Origin of the sequence: Nonomuraea sp. GTA35 (genome assembly GCF_041950525.1) — a bacterium.
Lineage (GTDB): Bacteria > Actinomycetota > Actinomycetes > Streptosporangiales > Streptosporangiaceae > Nonomuraea.
This window is the reverse complement of sequence record NZ_JBGNUV010000002.1, coordinates 1,109,530-1,128,463: the sequence shown is the minus strand read 5'-3', so window position 1 is coordinate 1,128,463 and position 18,934 is coordinate 1,109,530. Positions and strand designations below refer to the sequence as shown.

Here is an 18,934-nt window from a genome sequence, read left to right as displayed (position 1 = left end):
GTTTCACCTGGCAGATCCACATTAGGGGGACCCATGATTGTCGTGACGGGCGTGTCCGGTGCACTGGGCGGAGCGATCCTCGGCGGGCTGCGGGCCGCCGGCGGGCCGGTGGTGGCCGGGGCCAGCAGCTCGGGCGACGGCGCCGGGGTGCGGCACGCCGACTTCGACCGGCCGGACACGCTGGAGCGGGCGTTCGAGGGGGCGCGGGTGCTGGTGTTCGTGTCCGCCGGGTACGCCGAGGACGACGTCGTGCTCGCCCGGCACGGCGCGGTCGTGCGGGCGGCCGACGCGGCGGGCGTCGAGCACGTGATCTACACCAGCCTGGCAGGCTCGGGGGAGCGGCTCACGATCGCCCTGGCCCATCGCTGGACCGAGGCGCGGCTGGCCGAGGCGCCCTTCGACGTCACGGTGCTGCGCAACGCCCTGTACGCCGAGATCCCCGCCGGGCTGGCGCTGGCCGGCGTGCCCGCGGCGGCGGAGAGCGGGGTGTTCGCGGCGCCCCTCGGCGCGGGGCGGGTGCCGGTGGCGGCCAGGCAGGACCTGGCCGCCGTGGCCGTGCGCGTGGCGGCCGAGGCCTGGCAGGACGTCGTGTCGGGCGGGGCGCGCCGGCACGCGGGCAGGACGTACGAGCTGGAGGGCCTGAGCGCGGTCGGCGGGCACGACCTGGCCGAGGTGCTCTCCGAGGTGCTGGGGCGGCCCGTGGCCTACCACCCGGTGCCGCTGCGGGACGCGCGGGCGGGGCTGGCCGGGCTGGAGGCGTACCAGGCGGGCCACACGATCTCGACCTTCTCCAACATCGGGGCCGGCCTGATGGAGGCCGGGCGGAGCGACCTGCCCGCGTTCCTGGACGCGCCCCGGCCGGCCCGGGACCTGATCGCGGCGGCCGTACGGGCGGGCGTCAACTCCGCCCGCTGATTCCGGCGGGCGTCAGCTCTGGCCCTTGGCCTCCGCGACCTCCGGGGGCTTCGGGGCCGCGCGCTTGCCGTGCGCGGCGGCCATCACCATCCCCACGGCCTGCGCCAGCCCGCCCGCCAGCAGCAGCCAGGCCGTGTACGGCTGCCACGCGGGCAGGCCCGCGAGGAAGTCGGGGGAGTCGTACAGGCCCGCCAGCAGCTCGACGGGATTGAACAGCGCGACCCCGAACCCCAGCGCGTACGGGACGATGAGCACGCCCGACACCACGAGGATCAGCGTCCGGCCCCGCCGCTCCCGTAGCAGCAGCACCCCGAAGACCAGGTAGGCCACCGCCGCCAGGCCCACGACCATCGCGGTCCACCAGGTCAGCCGCCACGTGTCCACGCCCAGCGAGGTCAGCCCCGAGCCGTCGATCCTGCCGCCCTCCCACTCGGGGCCTGCGGTCTGCGCGCGTACCGCCGCCCGGACGGCCAGGTGGCCCGCGCCCGCGTACGCCGCCGCCAGCACCGGACCCAGAGCCAGCAGCACGATCCCCGCCGGGCGACCGCTTCCCGCCATCCGCTCTCCCTTCCCGCGGCGGTTTCCGTGAGACAGCTTCTCAGAAGGATCCGGGCACCCTCCACGCGAAATCGCGCAGAGCGGACGCGCGCAGAGCAGACCCGCGCAGAACGGTCCTGCGCAGAGCGGGCATGCCCCAGAACGGACCTGCGCGAGCGGGCCTGCGCTAGCCGAGGGTGTGCAGGCCGGAGATGGCGACCTCGGCCGCGCGGCGCGCGTTGGCCAGGATGTCGCCCAGCGACTGCTCCTCCTCCAGGGTGGCCATGACGCCCAGCTTGACGGCCCCGATCAGCCCGCCCACCGCCGCGGCTGCGTCCACCAGCGTCAGCTCGGGGAACGCCTCGTGCAGCGCCTCGGCCAGCTTGAGCTGCGTGTCGAACAGCAGGAGCAGCGCCCGCGCCTGCAGCGCGGGCTCGGTGAGGATCAGCCGCACCCGCAGCACCGCGTCCTCGCTCGAGATGTCCTGGTAGGAGACGGCCTGCTCGAAGCTCTCCTCGACGATCCTCATCAGCACGTCGGTCACGGTCTCGTCGGGCCGCCTGCCCTCCATGACCCTGAGCGCCAGCTCCCGCCGGGCCGCGGTGTCGTAGAAGACCACGTCCTCCTTGCTGGCGAAGTAGCTGAAGAACGTGCGGGTCGACACGTCGGCCTGCTCCGCGATCTCCGCGAGCGTGGTCTCCTCGAAGCCCTTCTCCTGGAACAGCCGCAGCGCCGCCTCGATCAGCGCCTGGCGCGTGCGCTGCTTCTTGCGTTCCCGGAGCCCTTCCACCATGCCGGAACTATACTGCACGTCCTAATTGTTTTCATCCATTGAAATTTTGCATCCGTTGAGGTTTTCTGGAGGGGAGAGCTCGGAAAGGAGCGGAACATGTCAGAACTGACCCTGCCCACCGCCCGCCAGCGCCCCCTCGACCCGCCCGACGAAGTCACCGCGCTGCGACAACAGGGCGCGATCCACCGCATGACGTACGCCGACGGCCACCAGGGCTGGCTCGTGACCGGCCACGCCGCCGCCCGCGCCGTGCTCGCCAGCCCGCACTTCAGCAACCGGCCCGAGCACATGCACCCGCCGATCCCGTCCGCGAGGATGGAGCTGGCCACCCGGCCGGAGAAGCTGCGCGTGCCGCCCGGCTTCTTCCTGCGCATGGACCCGCCCGACCACACGCGCTTCCGCAGGCTGCTGACCGGGCAGTTCACGGTCCGGCGGATGAAGATGCTGGAGCCGCGGATCGAGGAGATCACCGGCGCCTGCCTCGACGCCATGGAGGCCGCCGGCCCGCCCGTGGACCTCGTCCAGGAGTTCGCGCTGCCGATCCCCTCGCTGGTGATCTGCGAGCTGCTCGGCGTGCCGTACGACGAACGCGCGCAGTTCCAGGCCGACACCAAGGTGCTGGCCAGCCTCGAGGCCAAGGCCGAGGAGGCGATCGCGGCGCTCGGCGGCATCTCGTCCTACCTCTACGGGCTCGTCCAGCGCAAGCGCAAGGAGCCGGGCGACGACCTGCTCAGCGGTCTCATCGAGGGCGGGGAGCTGAGCGACGAGGAGCTCACCGGCGTCGGCGTCCTGCTGCTCATCGCGGGGCACGAGACGACCGCCAACATGCTGGGGCTGGGGACGTACGCGCTGCTCACGAACCCCGACCAGCTCGCCGCCATGCGCGACGACCCCGCGGTGGTGGACAACGGCGTCGAGGAGCTGCTGCGCCACCTCACGATCATCCATCTCGGCCCGATGCGTACGGCGCTGGAGGACGTGGAGATCGAGGGCGTCATGATCGGGGCCGGTGAGACCGTCACCATCCACCTGCCCGCCGTCAACCGCGACTCCGCCCGCTTCGCCGACGCCGAGCGGCTCGACGTCACCCGGCCCGCCGGCGGGCACCTCACCTTCGGCCACGGCATCCACCAGTGCCTCGGCCAGCAGCTCGCCCGCGCCGAGATGCGCATCGCCTACCCTGCGCTGCTGCGCCGGTTCCCTGGCCTACGCTTGGCGGTAACACCCGAGGAGGTGCCGATGCGCTCGGACATGAGTATTTACGGAGTGCACCGCCTCCCTGTCACTTGGTAGGTCGCGATGGAAATCAAGGCAGATACGACGGTGTGCATCGGTGCGGGCATGTGCGCGCTGACGGTGCCGAAGGTGTTCGACCAGAGCGAGGACGAGGGCACGGTCGTCCTGCTGCAGGACGAGCCACCGCAGGAGCTGGAGGAGGCCGTTCGCCGGGCCGTGACCCTCTGCCCGTCAGGGGCCATCTCGGTCTCCTGATGCGGGCCCCGTCTTGACACTGCCCTGACAGCACCACTTCGCCGTCGCCGCATCCCGAACCGCGGCGGCGGCTCTTTCGTCTGCGCCGCCGTCAACCGGACGGCCTCCGCCGCGTGTGGCTCCTTTCACTTCATGGTCATCGAACCTATGTTCGTGGATCGGTTGACAACAGGGCGTGATCGAAATTATGTTCGACCTAGTGGCGGTGAGGCTCGCGGCTCAACGTCACCAGGACCTGGTCGCGGGCCGTTCGCTTCCTCAAGCGATTCCCGCGGCCAGGTTCCCGGGCGAAGGGCTCGTCCTCGTCGTCGGCGGAGACGAGTGGGCGTGTCCTGGCCGGACGGGGAGAGGGGAAGCTCCTCGTCCGGCCTGCCCGGCGGAAATGTCGGTGGCGTCTGCGATTGTTGGCTCCATCGGCGCAGAAGCCGGACGCCGCCCACGACTCCAGAGGAGGCGCGCAAGATGGCACCACGGCCTAGAGAAACGCCCGGGCCCCGGCTGTCGCCTGCGGTTCGGGCACACCTGACCGATTCACGTTCCTGCCTGGCGGAGGCGACCGGCGCTCGCACCCCGGCATCCCGATACGTGGCCGCCCACCTGGCGGCCCTGCGAGCGGCAGCGGCGATCCTCGCCGCCCACCCCCGTCCCACGGAGGGCCGCCGTCGCCGGCTGCGCAGCGCCTGGGAGCTGCTGCCCGAGGCGGAGCCCGAGCTGGCGCAGTGGGCCGCCTACTTCGCGATGACCGCCGCCAAGCGCGCCGCCGCGGAGGCGGGGATGGTCCGCCGGATCAGCGCGGCGGACGCGGACGAGATCCTGGCGGAGGCGGAGACGTTCGTCTCGACCGTCGAGGGCATCCTCGGGGTCCCTAGCCAGCCACAACTCCCGGTGGACGTGCCCCTGGCGGGCTGACGGCCCCGGAGGCATGATCCCGCGGCCATGAAGGGCTGGCGGGGGCCGGAGGCGCGGCCTCGCGCCGCCAGGAAGCCTGACGCTGTGCGGCCACGAAGCCCGGTACTGCGGCGGCGGGCGCTGGGGCGTTGAACGCTGTGCCGGTCGAGCATGGCGCGGCCGACGTGCGCGGCCTGTTCGGCATGGGTCTGGATCGGCGTGCGCCAAGCTCCTGATGGGCCTGGATCGGCGTCCGCCTTGATCGACGTGCGCTCGGGTCGGCATGCGCTCGCCCTGGCATGCGCTCGCCCTGGCGTGCGCCCGCTTGACATTAGCTCGGCTCGGCATGCACCCGGCCCGGCGGGTGGTGCGGTTTCGGTGGCTCGTCGCGGTGCGGGCAGAAACGCCGATGGGCTCGCCGGAGTGCGGCGAGCCCTCGGTTGGAGCGGGTGACCTCAAAACCACGGGCCTCGAACACGGCGTTCCGGAGCGGAACGCCCCGCGAACGGGAGCCGAGACCCGCAAACGGCCTCGGGACCACGAAGTCCCGAGGCCTGGACGACCTCAGGACGTCAGAACGACTCCACGGCCCGGCGGGCCTCGGCGTCGAGGACGCCCCAGCTGATGAGCTCCTCGGTCAGTTCGCTCGGCGACTTGTCGTAGATCACGGCCAGGGAGCGCAGGTCCTCCTGGCGGATCGACAGCACCTTGCCGTTGTAGTCGCCACGCTGGCTCTGGATGGTGGCGGCGTACCGGGCCAGGGCGCCGGCCTTCTCCTTCGGCAGCGTCGCGAGCCGCTCCAGGTCGATCACAAGCTTGGGTGTCGGCCCGAGCGGGCTGGGGGCGGCTCCGCCCGGCAGCAGCTCGGATACGGGCACCCCGTAGAAGTCGGCAAGCTCGGCAAGCTTCTGCACGGTCACCGCTCGGTCGCCACGCTCGTAAGAGCCCACGACTACGGCTTTCCACCTGCCACGCGACTTCTCTTCGACTCCATGCAGGGACAGGCCCTGCTGGGTGCGGATGGCGCGGAGTCGTGCACCCAGCGACTTTGCGTACTCAGACGGCATCGTGTGGCCCCCCGGCTCTCGTATGTATCGCTCTCAGTAGATTGTGCTCCCTTGCGGCGTATGCCCGGGCCACCGGGGGGTCTGGTGCCTGGCTCGGCACCATCGGTAGCCATGGCTCTGGGTTTACCCCGGAACGCCGCGCGGTGTGGTTACGCACAGTGACGGTAAAGGGGTGGACGCCTAAGGTCAAGCTGATTGGAAAAAAGATGCCGAATCCGGTCCGGTAGGGATCGCCACAATCATCCCTCATGTCCCACTGGCAACGATGACTTCGTCAGGTTTTGACGAGAAATTCCGGCGGTCAGGGCTCTCGAGTGAGAATCATGGCAGGGCAGGTCGAGGCCCGGACGATCTTGATCGAGGTGTCCCCGAGGAAGACCCGCCTGAGTGGCCCGGTGTCGCTGGAAGCGCATATGATCATCTCGCCGGGCAGCCACGAGGTCGTCCCGAGTGCCTGGGCCACGTTGCGGCCCTCCAGCACCTCGACCTCCACGGGCCGCCCCGCGGGCCGTCCCGCCGGCCGCTGTCCCCGCGCCGCCGCGTGGAGGTCGGCTGCCGCCTGGTCGCGCAGGCGTACGAGCATCTCTTCCTCGATCCTCGCCCGCCTGCCGCTGCTGATCACCAGAGTGACCAGCCGCAGCGGCACCCCGAGCGCCGCGGCGGTCCGCGCCGCGTCGCTGACGGCCGCGTCGCAGCCGGGGCCGCGGCGGTAGGCGACGGTGAGGCGGTCGATGGCGGACGGCGGCAGGTCGCCGTAGCCGCGCGGGGCGAGCAGGACGGGAACGGAGGAGGAGTGCAGGAGCTGGTCGGCGGTGCTGCCCACCGAGATGCGTCCCCTGCCGCCGCCCGGGGCCGAGCCGATCACCACGACGCCGGCGCCGCGCCTGCGCGCCAGCTCCACCAGCCCGCGCCCGCTGCCCCTGTGGGTGTGCGCGACGTACTCGGCCTCGTCGCCCGCCAGCTCGCGGGCCTGAGCGAGCGTCGCCTCCGCCTGCTCGCGCAGGTAGGCGCGCCAGGCGCTCTCCTCGGCCCTGGCCGGCCCCGGCGTGGAGCGGGCCGGCGGCTGCACGGTCGCCACCGTCAGGCGCGCGTGCGCCTGCTCCGCGAGCAGTACGGCCAGCGCCAGCCCGTCCCGTCCCCGCGATCCGGGGACGTATCCGGCCAGCACGTCGTCGAGCTTCATTCAGCGCACCTCGGCATTCAGCCGCGAATGGCCATAGCCGTACAGGAAGTAGCAGATCAGCCCCGCGAGCATCCACAGCCCGAACGCCAGCCAGGTCACCCCGGCCAGCCCCGCCATGACCACCACGCACATGATCGCGCCCAGCACCGGCGTGACGGGGAACAGCGGCGTGCGGAAGCTGCGCGGCAGCTCGGGGCTGCGGTAACGCAGCACGAGCACGCCGACGTTGACGATGGCGAAGGCGAACAGCGTGCCGATGCTGGTCGCCTCGGCGAGCTGCCCGAGCGGCACCAGCCCGGCCAGCACGGAGATGAACGCGGCCACGATGAGGGTGTTGGCGATCGGCACCTGCCGGCGGGGGTTGACCTTCTGGAAGATCCGGGGGATGAGCCCGTCGCGCGACATCGCGAACAGGATGCGCGTCTGCCCGTAGATGACGGTGAGCACGACGCTGGCGATGGCGATGACCGCGCCGAACGAGACGATCAGGCCGGGCCAGGTGGCCCCCACGGCCAGGTCGGCGATGTACGACAGGCTGGCCTCGGTGTTGTCGGGGTCGAACTCGGTCCACGGCATCGCGCCGACGGCGGCCAGCGCCACGAGCACGTAGACGGCCGTCACGATGGCCAGCGACAGCATGATCGCCAGCGGCAGGTCGCGCCTGGGGTTCTTGGCCTCCTCACCGGCGGTGGAGGCGGCGTCGAAGCCGATGTAGGAGAAGAAGACCTGCGAGGCCGCCGCCGTGATGCCGGCCACGCCCATGGGGGCGAACGGCGCGAGGTTCCCCGACTGGAAGGCCGTGAACGTCACCGCGCAGAAGAACAGCAACACCGCGATCTTGATGAGCACGAAGAAGGCGTTCGCCCTGGCGCTCTCGGAGGCCCCGTACAGCAGCAGCCACGTGGCCAGCAGCACGATGACGATCGCGGTGACGTTCACCACGCCGCCGTCCTGGCCGGGGGAGCGGGTGATCGCCTCCGGCAGCGTGAAGCCGAACAGCGCGCGCAGGAACGAGTTCAGGTACTCGCCCCAGCCCACGGCCACGGCCGCCACGGAGACGGCGTACTCCAGCATCAGGCACCAGCCGCAGACCCAGGCCACGAGCTCGCCCAGCGTCGCGTACGCGTAGGAGTAGGACGAGCCGGACACCGGGATCGTGCCGGCCAGCTCGGCGTACGACAGCGCGGAGAGCAGCGCCGTGATCGCCGCCAGCACGAACGCCAGCACCACCGCCGGCCCCGCCTTGGGCACCGCCTGCCCGAGGATCACGAAGATCCCGGTGCCCAGCGTCGCGCCGACGCTGAACAGCGTGAGCTGCCACAGTGACATCGTGCGCCGCAGCTCGCCGCCCTCGCCGTGACCGCCCTCGGCCACGATGCGTTCCGTCGGCTTGGTACGCAGGAGCCGCCGGGCCAGTGTCATCGGACACCCCCTACAACGTGCTCGTCAGCGGCCACCGGCCGTTGGGTGTGACGATGGTGCCCGCTGAGCCGCCGAGTATGCGCCCGGCGTCCTCCAGCCTGCCGATGGCCGCCATGTCGCCGGTCGTCTCCACGAACCGGCAGACCGCCTCCACCTTCGGCCCCATCGACCCGGCGGGGAAGTCGAGCGCGCGCAGCTCGTGCGGCGTGGTGTGGCCGATCTCGCTCTGGTGCGGCGTGCCGAAGCCCCGCATGACGCGCGGTACGTCGGTCAGGCTGAGGAACGCGTCGCACTCCAGCGCCTCGGCCAGCATCGCCGTGGTGAGGTCCTTGTCGACCACGGCCTCCACGCCGGTCAGCCGGCCGCGCTCGTCGCGTACGACGGGGACCCCGCCGCCGCCCGCGCACACCACGATCACGCCCTCGCCCACCATCCGCCGGATCAGCCGGGTCTCGACCACGCGCTGCGGCGCCGGGGACGGCACGACCCGCCGCCAGTGCCGGCCGTCCTGCCGCACCGTCCAGCCGTGCTCGGCGGCCAGCTTCTCGGCCTCCTCCTGCTCGTAGACCTGGCCGACGAACTTCGCCGGCTCCGCGAAGGCCGGATCGACCGCCGACACCAGCGTCTGCGTCACCATGGCCAGCACCTGCCTGCCGGGCAGCGCGTTCTGCAGGGCCTGCTGCATCCAGTAGCCGATCAGGCCCTGCGTCTGCGCGCCGAGCGCGTCGAACGGGTACGGCCCGTTCAGGTCGGGGTCGGCGGCGCTCTGCATGGCCAGCAGGCCCACCTGCGGGCCGTTGCCGTGGGTGATGACCAGCTCGTGCTCGTCCGCCAGCCCGGCGAGCGCCCTGGCGGCCGCCCGCACGTTGGCGAGCTGTACGTCCGCGTCGGGCCGCTGCCCGCGCCGCAGCACCGCGTTGCCGCCCAGCGCCACGATGACCCGCATGTCAGTCCCCCAGCGTCGCGACCATGACGGCCTTGATGGTGTGCAGCCGGTTCTCGGCCTGGTCGAAGACGATCGAGCGCGGCGACTCGAAGACGCTCTCGGTCACCTCCAGCGCGTCGAGCCCGGTCTTGTCGTACAGGTCGCGCCCGACCTGCGTCTCCCTGTTGTGGAAGGCGGGCAGGCAGTGCATGAACCGCACCGACGGGTTGCCGGTGGCCCGCACCACCGCGTCGTTGACCTGGTACGGCAGCAGCAGCTTGATCCGCTCCTGCCACATCTCGGCCGGCTCGCCCATCGACACCCACACGTCGGTGTAGAGGAAGTCCACGCCCTTGACGCCCTTGCCCAGGTCGTCGGTGACGGTGATCCTGGCCCCGGTGCCGGCCGCCAGCTTCTCGGCCGGCCCGGCCGCCAGCTCCGGGTCCGGCCACAGGGCCCTCGGCGCGACCAGGCGTACGTCCATGCCCAGCATCGCCCCCGTGACCAGCAGCGAGTGCCCCATGTTGTTGCGCGCGTCGCCCAGGTAGGCGAACGACACCTCGCGCAGCGGCCGGTCGCTGTGCTCGCGCATGGTGAGCATGTCGGCCAGCGTCTGCGTGGGATGCCACTCGTCGGTCAGCCCGTTCCACACCGGCACCCCCGACAGGGCCGCCAGCTCCTCGGCGTGGGCCTGCCGGGAGCCGCGGTACTCGATGCCGTCGAACATCCGCCCCAGCACCCGCGCGGTGTCGCCGACCGACTCCTTGTGCCCGAGCTGGGCGCCGGCCGGGTCCAGGTACGTGACGTGCGCGCCCTGGTCGCGGGCGGCCACCTCGAACGCGCAGCGCGTCCGCGTGGAGGTCTTCTCGAAGATCAGCGCGATGTTCCTGCCCCGCAGCCGCTGCCGCTCGGCGCCGGCGTGCCTGGCGGCCTTCAGCTCGGCCGACAGCCGCAGCAGATGGCCGAATTCCTCCTGGGTGAAGTCGAGTTCCTTGAGAAAGCTGCGGCCCCGCAGGTCCACCGCCATGTGTCGTCCCCCTAGACGGCGTCGCGCTCCAGCGGGCAGCTCATGCACCGCGGCCCGCCGCGCCCCCTGCCGAGCTCGCTGCCCCTGATCGTGATCACCTCGATGCCGTTGTCGCGCAGGTAGTTGTTGGTGGTGGCGTTGCGCTCGTAGGCCACGACCACGCCGGGCTCCAGCGCCAGCCCGTTGCAGCCGTCGTCCCACTGCTCCCGCTCGGCGGCGTAGACGTCCTGGGTGGGCGTCAGGACCTTGATGTCGGGCAGCTCAAGGGCGTGCGCGATGGCCTTGTGCATGTCCTCGGGCGGATGGTCGGTGACCTTGAGCTCCTTGGACGTCTCGCCCGGCTCGATCGTGTACGCCGGCAGCATGCCCAGGCCGGCGTACTTGGTGAAGACGCCCACGTCGAGCATCGTCATCACCGTGTCGAGATGCATGAACGCCCGCGCCTTCGGCATGTCGAGCGCCACGATCCGCCGCGCGGACCCGGCGCTGAACAGCCGCTGCGCCAGCATCTCGACGGCCTGCGGCTGGGTGCGCTCGCTCATCCCGACCAGCACCGCGCCCCGCCCGATGACCAGCACGTCGCCGCCCTCCATGGTGGCGGGGGCCACCGACTGGCCGGGCATCCAGCAGTGGTAGCCGCCCTGCCCCGGCCGGTCGAAGCCGCCGGCGAACGTCGGGTGGTACATGTAGACGGCCTCCATGTTGACCGTCTCCCGCATGCGGGCCTTCTTCTTCATCGCGTTGATCGACACGCCGTCGTAGATCCAGCACGAGGTGTCCCGCGTGAACAGGTGGTTGGGCAGCGGCGGCAGGATGAAGTCGTCCTCGCCCGTGGCGTGGAAGGTCACCGACCTGGGGTCGCAGCCCATCGCGACCAGCTCGCGCCTGGTGATGCCGCCGGTCAGGTAGACCTGCAGGGTCGCGCTGTCCATCCCGTCGAGCGTGTTGCGGATGTCGTCGATGGCGACCGGGCCCAGCCAGCGCTCGTCGATGACCGCGTCGAGGATGTGCTTGCGCGCCTCGGGGATGTCGACGGTCTCCTTGAGCAGGTCCGCCAGCAGGTGGACGCGGATGCCGCGGTCCGTCAGCACCTGCTGGAACTCCTCGTGCTCCTCGATCGCGCGCTGCACCCACAGCACGTCGTCGAAGAGGAACGCGTCCTTGGTGGTGGGGGTCAGCCGTTTCAGCGCCAGGTCGGGCTTGTGCAGCAGGACCTGCCGCAGGTGCCCGACCTCGGAATCGACATGGAACGTCATCTGTCCTGTATCCCCCTCCAGGAAGCGGAAGTCACGCCCGACTCCCGCCCCGCGCGCCGGGTAGACGTGCCCGGCGCGGGCCGTCCCGACACGGCGGGGCGCGGGAAATTACCTGATCCAGACGATCCCCCTGATCCGCGACCGCGCCGTCGCTCCCCGTACGGGCTGCGCGGGAGGGCTCTCGCGTTGTACCTGGTAGCCCCTGGTACTGTGTGTCCCGACCAACACCCTTTTAAGACCCGTCCCGTGAGGCGGGAAAGGTGGTGAGCTTCGCCATGTCCGCACCCACGGGTGATTCCAGGGCCGTCCTGGAAGCCCCGGACATCCACCGGGCACTGACCCGGATCGCGCACGAGATCCTCGAGCGCACCAAGGGCGCAGGCGACGTCGTCCTCCTCGGCATCCCGACCCGCGGCGCCACGCTGGCCCGCCGGCTCGGCGACCGCATCGAGCAGTTCGAAGGCGTCAAGATCCCCGTCGGCTCGATCGACATCACGATGTACCGCGACGACCTGCGGCGCGGGCCCGTGCGCCCGCTCGGCCCCACCGAGCTGCCCTCCGACGGCATCGACGGCAAGGTCGTGGTGCTCGTCGACGACGTCCTCTACTCCGGCCGCACCGTGCGCGCCGCGCTCGACGCGCTCAACGACCTCGGCCGGCCCACCGCCGTGCAGCTCGCCACGCTGGTCGACCGCGGCCACCGCGAGCTGCCCATCCGCGCCGACTACGTCGGCAAGAACCTGCCGACCGCCAAGAGCGAGAAGGTCAAGGTCTACCTGCAGGAGATCGACGACCGCGACGCCGTCCTGCTCATGAAGGAGGGCGCGAAGTGAAGCGGCACCTGATCTCCGCCGGAGACCTGACCCGGGACGACGCGCTGCTCATCCTCGACACCGCCGAGGAGCTGGCGAGGGTCTCGGAACGTTCCATCAAGAAGCTGCCCACGCTGCGCGGGCGCACCGTGGTCAACCTGTTCTTCGAGGACTCCACGCGCACGCGGATCTCGTTCGAGGCGGCGGCCAAGCGGCTGTCCGCCGACGTGATCAACTTCTCCGCCAAGGGGTCGAGCGTGTCCAAGGGCGAGTCGCTCAAGGACACCGCGCTCACCCTGGAGGCCATGGGCGCCGACGCGGTCGTCATCCGCCACGGCGCCTCCGGCGCGCCGCACCGCCTGGCCAACTGGGTGCGCGGCAGCGTCGTCAACGCCGGCGACGGCACCCACGAGCACCCCACGCAGGCGCTGCTCGACGCCTTCTCCATGCGCCGCCGCCTGGGCAGCCTGGAGGGCCGCCGGGTCACCATCGTCGGCGACGTGCTGCACAGCCGGGTCGCCCGCTCCAACGTGCTGCTGCTGCACACGCTCGGCGCCGAGGTCACCCTGGTCGCGCCGCCCACGCTGCTGCCGGTCTCCGTCGGCACCTGGCCGTGCGAGGTGTCCTACGACCTCGACGCGGTGCTGCCGAAGTCCGACGCGGTGATGATGCTGAGGGTGCAGAAGGAGCGGATGAACGCCGCGTACTTCCCCAGCGAGCGCGAGTACTCCCGCCGCTACGGCCTCGACAGGGACCGGTTCGCGAAGATGCCCGACGAGGCGATCGTCATGCACCCGGGGCCGATGAACCGGGGCATGGAGATCGCCGCCGAGGTGGCCGACTCGGCGCGATCCACGATCGTCGAACAGGTCGCCAACGGCGTGACCATCCGCATGGCCGTCCTGTACCTGCTGCTCGGGGGAGAGACCGCATGATCATCCGCAACGTGAGGATCCTGGGCGCGGAGCCCGCCGACATCCGGGTCGAGGGCGGCGCCATCGCCGAGATCGGGCCCGGCCTGGCCGGCGACGACACGATCGACGGCGCGGGCGCCGTCGCGCTGCCCGGCCTCGTGGACCTGCACACCCACCTGCGCGAGCCCGGCCGCGAGGACGCCGAGACCGTGCAGACCGGCACCCAGTCGGCCGCCCGCGGCGGCTACACCGCCGTGCACGCCATGGCCAACACCTCGCCCGTCGCCGACACCGCCGGCGTGGTCGAGCAGGTCTGGCGGCTGGGCCGCGAGTTCGCCCACTGCGACGTGCACCCGGTCGGCGCCGTCACCGTCGGCCTGGAGGGCAGGCAGCTCGCCGAGCTGGGCGCGATGGCCGACTCCGCCGCCCGCGTGCGGGTCTTCTCCGACGACGGCAAGTGCGTGGACGACGCGGTGCTGATGCGCCGCGCCCTGGAGTACGTCAAGGCGTTCGACGGCGTCATCGCCCAGCACGCCCAGGAGCCCAGGCTCACCTCCGGCGCCCAGATGAACGAGGGCGTCGTCTCCGGCAGGCTCGGCCTGACCGGCTGGCCCGCGGTCGCGGAGGAGGCGATCATCGCCCGCGACTGCCTCCTGGCCGCCCACGTCGGCTCCCGGCTGCACGTCTGCCACGTCTCCACGGCAGGCTCGGTCGAGATCATCCGCTGGGCCAAGTCCAAGGGCTGGAACGTCACCGCCGAGGTGACCCCCCACCACCTGCTGCTCACCGACGACCTCGTGGAGGACTCGCCGGTGGGCGCCTACAACCCGATCTACAAGGTCAACCCGCCGCTGCGCACCCACGCGGACGTCGAGGCGCTGCGCGCCGCCCTGGCCGACGGCACGATCGACATCGTCGCCACCGACCACGCGCCCCACCCGGTCGAGGACAAGGAGACCGAGTGGTCGGCCGCGGCCATGGGCATGGTAGGCCTGGAGACCGCGCTCAGCGTGGTCCAGGAGGCCATGGTCGAGACCGGGCTGCTCGACTGGGCGGGCGTCGCCCAGCGCATGTCCGTCGTGCCCGCCCGCATCGGGCGGCTCGCCGGCCAGGGGCAGCCGATCGAGGTGGGCGCCCCGGCCAACATCACGCTGTACGACCCGTCCGTGCGCACGAAGGTGGACCCGTCCGCCTTCGCGTCCAAGAGTCGGAACACCCCTTACGAGGGGATGACGCTGCCCGGCAGGGTAGTGGCGACGTTCCTGCGCGGCAGGCCGACCGTTCTCGAAGGGAAGCTGGTTTGAACACTGCGGTGCTCGTCCTGGAAGACGGCCGCGTCTTCCATGGCACTCCATACGGCGCCGAAGGCGAGACGTTCGGCGAAATGGTCTTCAACACCGGCATGACCGGTTACCAGGAGACCCTCACGGACCCCTCCTACCACCGGCAGATCGTCGCCATGACGGCGCCGCACATCGGCAACACCGGCGTCAACGACGAGGACCCGGAGTCCCGGCGCGTCTGGGTGGCCGGCTACGTCGTGCGCGAGCCGTCCAGGGTGGTCTCCAACTGGCGGGCCAACCGCTCGCTCGACGACTACCTCAAGGAGCAGGGCGTCGTCGGGATCGCCATCTCCGGCACCCGCGCGCTCACCCGCCACCTGCGCGAGCGCGGCGCCATGCGCGCCGGCATCTTCAGCGCGACCGAGGCGCCGGTCGAGGAGCTCGTCGAGCGCGTGCGGCAGTCGCCCCGGATGGAGGGCGCGGACCTGGCGCGCGAGGTGGCCACGGGGGAGAGCTACGTCGTGCCCGCCATCGGCGAGAAGCGTTTCACGGTCGCAGCCGTGGACCTGGGCATCAAGGGCATGACCCCGCACCGGATGGCCGAGCGCGGCTGCGAGGTGCACGTGCTGCCGGCCGACGCCACCTACGAGCAGATCATGGCGGTCGAGCCCGACGGCGTGTTCTTCTCCAACGGGCCCGGCGACCCCGCCACCGCCGACGTGTCGGCGCTGCGGGGAGTGCTGGAGGCCCGGGTGCCGTTCTTCGGGATCTGCTTCGGCAACCAGCTCTTCGGGCGCGCCCTGGGGCTGTCCACGTACAAGCTGCGCTACGGCCACCGGGGCGTCAACCAGCCGGTGCAGGACGTGCGCACCGGGAAGGTGGAGATCTCCGCGCACAACCACGGGTTCGCGGTGGAGGCGCCGCTCGACGGGCCGTTCGAGACCCCGTACGGGCAGGCCGAGGTCAGCCACGTCAACCTCAACGACCGCTGCGTGGAAGGGCTGCGGCTGCTCGACGGCCGCGCCTTCAGCGTCCAGTACCACCCGGAGGCCGCCGCCGGCCCGCACGACGCCGCCTATCTCTTCGACGAGTTCTGCGAGGTCATGACCCGTGCCAAAGCGTGAGGACATCCAGTCGGTCCTGGTGATCGGCTCGGGGCCGATCGTGATCGGCCAGGCGTGCGAGTTCGACTACTCCGGCACCCAGGCGTGCCGCGTGCTGCGGGCCGAGGGCTTCCGCGTGATCCTGGTCAACAGCAACCCCGCCACGATCATGACGGACCCGGAGTTCGCCGACGCCACGTACGTCGAGCCGATCACCCCCGAGTTCGTCGAGAAGATCATCGCGAAGGAGCGGCCCGACGCGCTGCTGCCCACGCTGGGCGGCCAGACCGCGCTCAACACCGCCGTGGCGCTGCACGAGTCCGGCGTGCTGGAGAAGTACGAGGTCGAGCTGATCGGCGCCGACTTCGACGCGATCCAGGCGGGCGAGAACCGCGAGAAGTTCAAGGAGATCGTCGCCAAGGTCGCCCGCGAGCACGGCCTCAACGCCGAGTCCGCCAGGTCCGTCATCTGCCACACCATGGACGAGTGCCTGGCCGCCGCGGGCGAGCTGGGTTACCCGCTGGTCGTGCGGCCCTCCTTCACCATGGGCGGCGCCGGCTCCGGCTTCGCGTACACGGAGGAGGACCTGCGCCGCATCGCCGGCGCCGGGCTCGACGCCTCCCCGACCACCGAGGTGCTCCTGGAGGAGTCGATCCTCGGCTGGAAGGAGTACGAGCTGGAGGTCATGCGCGACAAGGCCGACAACGTCGTCATCGTCTGCTCCATCGAGAACATCGACCCGATGGGCGTGCACACCGGCGACAGCGTCACCGTGGCGCCCGCGCTGACCCTGACCGACCGCGAGTACCAGAACATGCGCGACGTCGCCATCGCGGTCATCCGCGAGGTCGGCGTCGACACCGGCGGCTGCAACATCCAGTTCGCGGTGGATCCGCGCACCGGGCGCATGATCGTCATCGAGATGAACCCGCGCGTGTCGCGCTCGTCGGCGCTGGCCTCCAAGGCCACCGGCTTCCCGATCGCCAAGATCGCGGCCAAGCTGGCCATCGGCTACACGCTCGACGAGATCCCCAACGACATCACCAAGGAGACCCCGGCCTCCTTCGAGCCGACGCTCGACTACATCGTGGTGAAGGTGCCGCGCTTCGCGTTCGAGAAGTTCAGGGGCGCCGACCAGACCCTCACCACGCACATGAAGTCGGTGGGCGAGGCCATGGCCATCGGCCGCTCGTTCCCCGAGGCGCTGCAGAAGGCGCTGCGCTCGATGGAGAAGAAGAACTCCTCCTTCACCTGGGCCGGCGACGTCGAGCCCAAGGACGAGCTGCTGGCGGCCTGCCGCACCCCGCACGACGGCCGGCTGCGCACGATGCAGCAGGCCATCAGGGCCGGCGCCACGCCCGAGGAGCTGTACGAGGCCACCAGCGTCGACCCGTGGTTCATCGACCAGCTCTTCCTGCTGCACGAGGAGGCCCAGGCGGTCGCCGAGGCGGACGACCTGACCGCCGAGGTGCTCGAGCGGGCCAAGCACCTCGGGTTCAGCGACGTGCAGATCGGCGAGATCCGCGGCATCGACGAGGCCAGGGTGCGCGACCTGCGGCACGCGCTGGGGCTGCGGCCGGTCTACAACACGGTCGACACCTGCGCCGCCGAGTTCGCCGCCAAGACGCCCTACCTCTACTCCACCTACGACGAGGAGAGCGAGGTCCCGGCAGGGGAGCGGCAGAAGGTCATCATCCTCGGCTCCGGGCCCAACCGCATCGGGCAGGGCATCGAGTTCGACTACGCGTGCGTGCACGCCTCGTTCGAGCTGTCGCGGGCCGGGTTCGAGACCGTCATGGTCAACTGCAACCCCGAGACCGTCTCCACCGACTACGACACCTCCGACCGGCTCTACTTCGAGCCGCTCACGCTGGAGGACGTCCTGGAGGTCGTGCACGCCGAGCAGCAGACCGGACCGGTCGTGGGCGTGATCGTGCAGCTCGGCGGCCAGACGCCGCTCGGCCTCGCGCAGGCGCTCAAGGACGCCGGCGTGCCCGTGGTCGGCACCTCGCCCGAGTCCATCCACCTGGCAGAGGAGCGCGGCGCGTTCGGGCGGGTGCTGGCCGAGGCGGGGCTGCCCGCGCCCAAGCACGGCACGGCGCTGACCGTGGCCGAGGCCGTGGAGATCGCCGAGGAGATCGGCTACCCCGTGCTCGTGCGCCCCTCGTACGTGCTCGGCGGGGCCGGCATGGCCATCGTGTACGACGAGCGGACGCTCACCACGTACATGGCGGCCCAGGAGGGCGGCCACCCGGTGCTCGTCGACAAGTTCCTCGACGAGGCCATCGAGATCGACGTGGACGCCCTCTACGACGGCGAGGAGCTGTTCCTGGGCGGCGTCATGGAGCACATCGAGGAGGCCGGCATCCACTCCGGCGACTCGGCGTGCGCCCTGCCGCCGATCACGCTCGGCGGCGCCGACATCAAGGCCATCCGCGCCGCCACGCGGGCCATCGCCGCCGGGGTGGGCGTGCGCGGCCTGCTGAACGTCCAGTACGCCATGTCCGCCGGCGTCCTGTACGTCCTGGAGGCCAACCCGCGCGCCAGCCGCACGGTGCCGTTCGTGTCCAAGGCCACGGGCACCCCGCTGGCCAAGGCGGCGGCCAGGGTGATGCTCGGCGCGTCGATCGCCTCGCTGCGCGAGGAGGGCATGCTGCCCGCCGAGGGCGACGGCGGCACGCTGCCCCTCGACGCCTCGATCGCGGTCAAGGAGGCGGTGCTGCCGTTCAACCGCTTCCGCGGCGTGGACATCGTCCTGGGGCCCGAGATGCGCTCCACGGGCGAGGTCATGGGCATCGACGAGTTCTTCGGCACCGCCTACGCCAAGTCGCAGGCGGGCGCGTACGGGCAGCTCCCGACCAAGGGACGCGCGTTCGTATCCGTGGCCAACAGGGACAAGCGTGCGATGATCTTCCCTGTGAAGGCGCTCGCGGATCTCGGATTCGAGATCCTGGCCACCGAGGGGACCGCCGAGGTGCTGCGCCGTAACGGCGTCCATGCCAAGATCGTGCGAAAGCACAGCGAGGGGACGGGTCCCGGAGGTGAACCCACGAGCGTGCAGGCCATTCTCGACGGTGAGGTCGACCTGATCGTCAACACGCCCTTCGGCAGCCCGGGCCAGTCGGGGCCCCGGCTCGACGGCTACGAGATCCGCACGGCCGCGGTGCTGCGCGGCATCCCGTGCATCACCACGGTCTCGGGCCTGGCCGCCGCCGCGGCCGGCATCCAGGCGATCGTGCGCGGCGACGTCGGCGTACGGTCTCTCCAGGAGCACGCACAGGCACTCCGGGGCTGACCCCGCACGGGAGGTGAAGACGT

17 protein-coding genes are annotated in these 18,934 nt (G+C 71.2%); 9 read left to right on the top strand and 8 right to left on the bottom strand.

Features of this window, described 5'->3' with window-relative positions; all coding sequences use genetic code 11:
• Positions 1 to 33: 33 nt before the first annotated feature.
• Positions 34 to 915 (top strand): NmrA family NAD(P)-binding protein, encoded by an 882-nt coding sequence (locus tag ACBJ32_RS11810; protein WP_375126721.1) that lies wholly within the window; start codon positions 34 to 36, stop codon positions 913 to 915.
• A gap of 12 nt (positions 916 to 927) precedes the next feature.
• Here ACBJ32_RS11810 and ACBJ32_RS11805 read toward each other — a convergent pair whose 3' ends face one another.
• Positions 928 to 1,473 carry a hypothetical protein gene (locus tag ACBJ32_RS11805; protein ID WP_375126720.1) on the bottom strand — a complete coding sequence of 182 codons (546 nt, stop codon included), beginning with the start codon at positions 1,471 to 1,473 and terminating at the stop codon, positions 928 to 930.
• A 166-nt stretch (positions 1,474 to 1,639) separates the two neighbouring features.
• A complete protein-coding gene (locus ACBJ32_RS11800) occupies positions 1,640 to 2,245 on the bottom strand; it encodes a TetR/AcrR family transcriptional regulator (RefSeq protein ID WP_375126719.1) in 606 nt (201 codons plus the stop codon).
• 96 nt (positions 2,246 to 2,341) lie between these two features.
• On the opposite strand from ACBJ32_RS11800, the gene ACBJ32_RS11795 reads away from it, so the two are divergent.
• From ACBJ32_RS11795 to ACBJ32_RS11785, 3 genes are all read left to right on the top strand, one after another.
• On the top strand, positions 2,342 to 3,538 hold the full coding sequence (locus tag ACBJ32_RS11795; protein WP_375126718.1) for a cytochrome P450: 1,197 nt from the start codon (positions 2,342 to 2,344) through the stop codon (positions 3,536 to 3,538).
• A gap of 6 nt (positions 3,539 to 3,544) precedes the next feature.
• Entirely contained in the window at positions 3,545 to 3,736 is a 192-nt protein-coding gene (locus tag ACBJ32_RS11790; protein WP_148434761.1) for a ferredoxin, read from the top strand.
• Between the two features lie 585 nt (positions 3,737 to 4,321).
• A complete protein-coding gene (locus ACBJ32_RS11785) occupies positions 4,322 to 4,645 on the top strand; it encodes an SAV_6107 family HEPN domain-containing protein (RefSeq protein WP_375126717.1) in 324 nt (107 codons plus the stop codon).
• 551 nt (positions 4,646 to 5,196) lie between these two features.
• On the opposite strand, the gene ACBJ32_RS11780 is transcribed toward ACBJ32_RS11785, so the two are convergent.
• The 6 genes from ACBJ32_RS11780 to ACBJ32_RS11755 form a co-directional block, all read right to left on the bottom strand.
• Complete coding sequence (locus tag ACBJ32_RS11780; RefSeq protein ID WP_026214021.1) at positions 5,197 to 5,691, bottom strand: transcriptional regulator; 495 nt, start codon at positions 5,689 to 5,691, stop codon at positions 5,197 to 5,199.
• A 301-nt stretch (positions 5,692 to 5,992) separates the two neighbouring features.
• Entirely contained in the window at positions 5,993 to 6,874 is an 882-nt protein-coding gene (locus ACBJ32_RS11775) for a universal stress protein (protein WP_375126716.1), read from the bottom strand.
• Positions 6,875 to 8,296 carry an amino acid permease gene (locus ACBJ32_RS11770; RefSeq protein ID WP_375126715.1) on the bottom strand — a complete coding sequence of 474 codons (1,422 nt, stop codon included), beginning with the start codon at positions 8,294 to 8,296 and terminating at the stop codon, positions 6,875 to 6,877.
• Positions 8,297 to 8,306: 10 nt separating this feature from the next.
• Positions 8,307 to 9,242, bottom strand: coding sequence for a carbamate kinase (gene arcC / locus ACBJ32_RS11765; RefSeq protein ID WP_357865922.1), 936 nt, complete (start codon positions 9,240 to 9,242; stop codon positions 8,307 to 8,309).
• Between the two features lies 1 nt (position 9,243).
• Positions 9,244 to 10,248 (bottom strand): ornithine carbamoyltransferase, encoded by a 1,005-nt coding sequence (gene argF, locus ACBJ32_RS11760; protein WP_375126714.1) that lies wholly within the window; start codon positions 10,246 to 10,248, stop codon positions 9,244 to 9,246.
• A gap of 11 nt (positions 10,249 to 10,259) precedes the next feature.
• On the bottom strand, positions 10,260 to 11,504 hold the full coding sequence (locus ACBJ32_RS11755; protein ID WP_375126713.1) for an arginine deiminase: 1,245 nt from the start codon (positions 11,502 to 11,504) through the stop codon (positions 10,260 to 10,262).
• 275 nt (positions 11,505 to 11,779) lie between these two features.
• Here ACBJ32_RS11755 and pyrR point away from each other — a divergent pair, with 275 nt between their 5' ends.
• The 5 genes from pyrR to carB are packed head-to-tail and all read left to right on the top strand — an operon-like array spanning position 11,780 to position 18,911.
• Positions 11,780 to 12,337: a bifunctional pyr operon transcriptional regulator/uracil phosphoribosyltransferase PyrR gene (gene pyrR, locus ACBJ32_RS11750; RefSeq protein ID WP_375126712.1), complete on the top strand. Its 558-nt coding sequence runs from the start codon at positions 11,780 to 11,782 to the stop codon at positions 12,335 to 12,337.
• Entirely contained in the window at positions 12,334 to 13,251 is a 918-nt protein-coding gene (locus tag ACBJ32_RS11745; RefSeq protein WP_375126711.1) for an aspartate carbamoyltransferase catalytic subunit, read from the top strand. The genes pyrR and ACBJ32_RS11745 overlap by 4 nt, the downstream gene beginning before the upstream one ends.
• Positions 13,248 to 14,534: a dihydroorotase gene (locus ACBJ32_RS11740; RefSeq protein WP_375126710.1), complete on the top strand. Its 1,287-nt coding sequence runs from the start codon at positions 13,248 to 13,250 to the stop codon at positions 14,532 to 14,534. Before ACBJ32_RS11745 ends, ACBJ32_RS11740 begins: the two co-directional genes overlap by 4 nt.
• Complete coding sequence (gene carA, locus ACBJ32_RS11735) at positions 14,531 to 15,637, top strand: glutamine-hydrolyzing carbamoyl-phosphate synthase small subunit (RefSeq protein WP_375126709.1); 1,107 nt, start codon at positions 14,531 to 14,533, stop codon at positions 15,635 to 15,637. Before ACBJ32_RS11740 ends, carA begins: the two co-directional genes overlap by 4 nt.
• A complete protein-coding gene (gene carB / locus ACBJ32_RS11730) occupies positions 15,624 to 18,911 on the top strand; it encodes a carbamoyl-phosphate synthase large subunit (RefSeq protein WP_375126708.1) in 3,288 nt (1,095 codons plus the stop codon). The genes carA and carB overlap by 14 nt, the downstream gene beginning before the upstream one ends.
• The last annotated feature ends 23 nt before the right edge of the window (positions 18,912 to 18,934 follow it).